Source organism: Leptotrichia trevisanii DSM 22070 (assembly GCF_000482505.1).
GTDB lineage: Bacteria > Fusobacteriota > Fusobacteriia > Fusobacteriales > Leptotrichiaceae > Leptotrichia > Leptotrichia trevisanii.
The window spans coordinates 1-3,523 of record NZ_AXVL01000070.1 but is presented as its reverse complement, the minus strand read 5'-3'; the positions used below and the strand labels follow the sequence as shown (position 1 = coordinate 3,523).

Below are 3,523 nucleotides of genomic sequence, written 5' to 3'. Positions count from 1 at the left end.
GATTTCTTGAATGAATTTAAAAACTATGAAACAGATTTCAAGGCAAGAAAAAGTAATAAGGGAATTACGGATTTTAAGCGTATTTTCAATATAAAAAAGATAATCAAGGACAAATTAAATCAAAGACAGAATAACAAAAATTTCAAGAAAAATCTTAAAAAGGAAGTAAAGTTATTTGATGAAGTTTTTAGGGATGTGGACTTTGAAGTAATCAATAAAAAAATAGAAGATTATTCAAAAGGAGAAAAAGTTGAAGAACTAATCAAGAACAGGGAAAATCTTTATTTTGAGATTAAAACACTTGAAACTAAAGCGAGTAATTTAAAAAGTTCAATTAATTTTTTAGAAAAGGAACAAATCAGCAAAAATAATGAAATACATAATCTTGATGAACAAATCTGGAAAAAGAAAATGGAAGCGGAAAAACCTTATGTCGTTTCAGAAAGGCGAAAGCAGGAACTTATTAATGAAGCTCTTAATGAAGCAAGAAAACGTGGAGATACCTTAATGAGAAATATTAAGAAGGACGTAGAAAAGGAGGAAGCCAAGAATAATGCTATAAAGCAGGATATTTTAGATAAAAGACTTCAAATGGAACGTGAACAGCAGGAGCTTAATAATCGTCTTAAACAGCTTAATAACAGCTATGCGGACTTGGAGGAAAAGAAAAGACGTAGAAAATCTGAACTTGAAAAGCTGGCCCAGCCAGTTGTACAAAAAGAAGTTGATGATCTGGTTCGTGAACATTTGAGATACTACGAAGTTACAGACAAGGATATTTTAAATTTTAAAGCAAATAATAAATTTGAATACGATAAGTTATTTGGAGAAGCTGAAGCTAAGGCTGATGATAAAATTAAGGGGGCTTATATAAGACGAAAATATGACGCAGGCAATAAATTCATAAATCAAATGACAAATTTGCTTCACGAAGATTCCAATGGGAAATTTTCCCTTCTAGAAATAGAAAAAACAGTAATAGCGGCAATTGAAAAAGTGCCAGACAATACTTATGGATGGTGGAATGATTTTAAGATTAATCTGGATATTGAGCTGGAAAATACGGTTAAGGATAGGAACGTTGTACGTAATCGAAGTAGTTCTCAATATGATAGAAGTTTATAGTATTTAACAAAAAAAGGACTTGAAGTCCTTTTTTACTTAGTCTTTAACATACATTCACCAATTTTTTCATAAACAGTTATTGTTTCTAAAAAATCAATATCTTTTGCATAGGGATTACTCTTGATGTATTTTTCCCATAAGGTTTTTGTTGTTCCGCTAATTTTGAATAAATCTACCACCTCTTTATATTGACTAACTGATTTTATAGAACCTCTATGTTCACTCGTTCTTTCTATCGCTTCTCTTAGTGTATCTTTATCAATTTTATCCTTGTAGAGATGATACAACATATATAAATCATAAAAATCTCTTGCCCTTGTAGTTGTAATATTTCTACTTGAAATAGTCTCAAATTTTTCTGCAATAACAGATTCTATTGTATAAGTCATAATGGGTATTGTTCCTGATTCTAATATTTTAGAGTAAAAATATCTCATTTCTCTTGGAGTGATAACATCCCCAGTCGTTATATCTATATTCAAAACGGCGTTGATTTTTCCAAAAGTACAAGAAATTTTTGCACAAAAATCTTCATATACGTCTTTTTGTCTGATTGGTGTTAATTTAACCAGCTTATAATCAATATCAGCATCTATTTCAATCTCCAGTATTTCTTTTACAATTTTTGATATAGTTTTTTCATTTACTGGAATTCCTTTAATTGTAGTATCCATATCCATTGTGCTGCGCATATCTATTCCAATAAGTGAAGAAATGAGAAGCCCACCTTTTAATATGAAATTTTTACTATACTTTGATTTTGATAATTTTTCTAAAACGCCTTCAAACAAACACATCTGAAGCAACGAATTTGGATTTACTCCTGTTTTTTTTGATATATTTCTAATAGCTCCTTTTATTTGTTCCGATGTTTTCATAATAATACCTCCGTATATTGTTTTAACTGTTCTTCCATATTCATATAGATAGCATATTTAGACATCTTTAATAAATCTTTGTCATTATCTCTAAAATACAATTTCATAGCTTCACTGAATACATTAGTGTCTACTCTGTTTTTGTTTTTGATAAGATCTAATATCGTTCTTTCCTTATCGTAGATAAAAATTTTTCTGCCAAAAGGATTCGTTATACTTGTCTTACCAATATTATAATAATCTTTTTTGCTGTACTTAAAAATAATATTGTCCTTTATTGACTTAATTCTGCTCACATTATCTCCGACTGGAACAGTCATTACATAAATGAGTGGCATTCTGGTAGATAATCCTTGCAAATAAGCCGCTGTTTCGTGAGAAAAAACTCCTTTCGGAACTCTATGGGAAAAATAAATATACTCATCTATTTCTTCGTTTGGAAGTCCATATAGTCCGTTTGCTATTTTTATAATCTCTTTTTTTTCAGTCAATTCTTTCAATACATCTTTATGAATACCGAACTCCAAAACTTCTTTAGTAGAAATAATACCATTATTTTTATTGATTTCTTTTAATAAAATTTCCTTTTGAACCATTTATATCACCGCCTTTTTGTTCTTATATTATATGATTTATAAGAATGAAAGTCAATAAATGATAAAAAATTATAATTGAATTTTTAAATAACAAACTAAATTTTTCAATCTACAATTAAATATTTGAAAATAACAAGACTTATTTATCTACTAAAACAGATGTTTTAATACACACTTAAAACTATATTGTATTTAAGGGTATAATAAGCAAAATGATGTACACTAAATTAAAATATATTTTAGTAGATATTTTTGTAAAGGAGTTGTCTAAATGAAATTTGGATATGCAAGAGTAAGCACAGCAAAGCAGGATTTGACAAGGCAGATAGCATCGCTTGAAAATGCTGGCTGTGACGAAGTTTATTGTGATATACAGAGCGGAAAAAATATGAAGAGGGCTGAACTGCAGAAAATTTTGTCAAAAATTCGGGAAAATGATACGTTTGTTGTTACAGATATTGACAGGCTTGGGCGTAATTTTACAGAAGTTACTGAGCTTTATACAAAGCTTAAGGATATGAAAGTTAATATTGCTGTAATCAATCAGGAACTTTTAAATCATAATGTGAATGATAGAAAAGATGAAATTGTAAATGTTGTTGTGATTCCTCTCCTGATATATTTGGCTGAAAGAGAGCGGAGCATTTTAATTGAAAGAATAAATGATGGAATTAAAAATATGCCGCTTGGAAAATCAGGGAAAAGATATAGCAGGAAAACTGGAAATGTAATTGGACGGCCAATCAAAGTTTTAAATCTTTCAAAAGAAGAACAGGATATGTTAAAGCGAGTACGGAATAAGGAAATAAGTGTAAAAAGTTTTTGCAGGTTTATGCAAATAAGTAGATCTTCGTATTATAAATATTACAAGAACAGTTATCTTGATTAAAAACTAAAATGAAAGGAATTTCAATTATGACTGAT

4 protein-coding genes are annotated in these 3,523 nt (G+C 29.1%); 2 read left to right on the top strand and 2 right to left on the bottom strand.

What is annotated here, in order from left to right:
- On the top strand, window positions 1-1,125 hold a 1,125-nt coding region (locus K324_RS16085), incomplete at its 5' end, for a coiled-coil domain-containing protein (RefSeq protein WP_169720579.1).
- A gap of 32 nt (window positions 1,126-1,157) precedes the next feature.
- Here the strand turns inward: K324_RS16085 and K324_RS0109380 are convergent.
- Window positions 1,158-2,003: a nucleotidyl transferase AbiEii/AbiGii toxin family protein gene (locus K324_RS0109380; protein ID WP_026748906.1), complete on the bottom strand. Its 846-nt coding sequence runs from the start codon at window positions 2,001-2,003 to the stop codon at window positions 1,158-1,160.
- Window positions 2,000-2,599 carry a type IV toxin-antitoxin system AbiEi family antitoxin domain-containing protein gene (locus K324_RS0109375; RefSeq protein WP_026748905.1) on the bottom strand — a complete coding sequence of 200 codons (600 nt, stop codon included), beginning with the start codon at window positions 2,597-2,599 and terminating at the stop codon, window positions 2,000-2,002. The genes K324_RS0109380 and K324_RS0109375 overlap by 4 nt, the downstream gene beginning before the upstream one ends.
- Before the next feature lie 271 nt (window positions 2,600-2,870).
- Between K324_RS0109375 and K324_RS0109370 the strand changes: the two genes are divergently transcribed.
- Window positions 2,871-3,488 carry a recombinase family protein gene (locus K324_RS0109370; RefSeq protein ID WP_026748904.1) on the top strand — a complete coding sequence of 206 codons (618 nt, stop codon included), beginning with the start codon at window positions 2,871-2,873 and terminating at the stop codon, window positions 3,486-3,488.
- Window positions 3,489-3,523 lie beyond the last annotated feature (35 nt).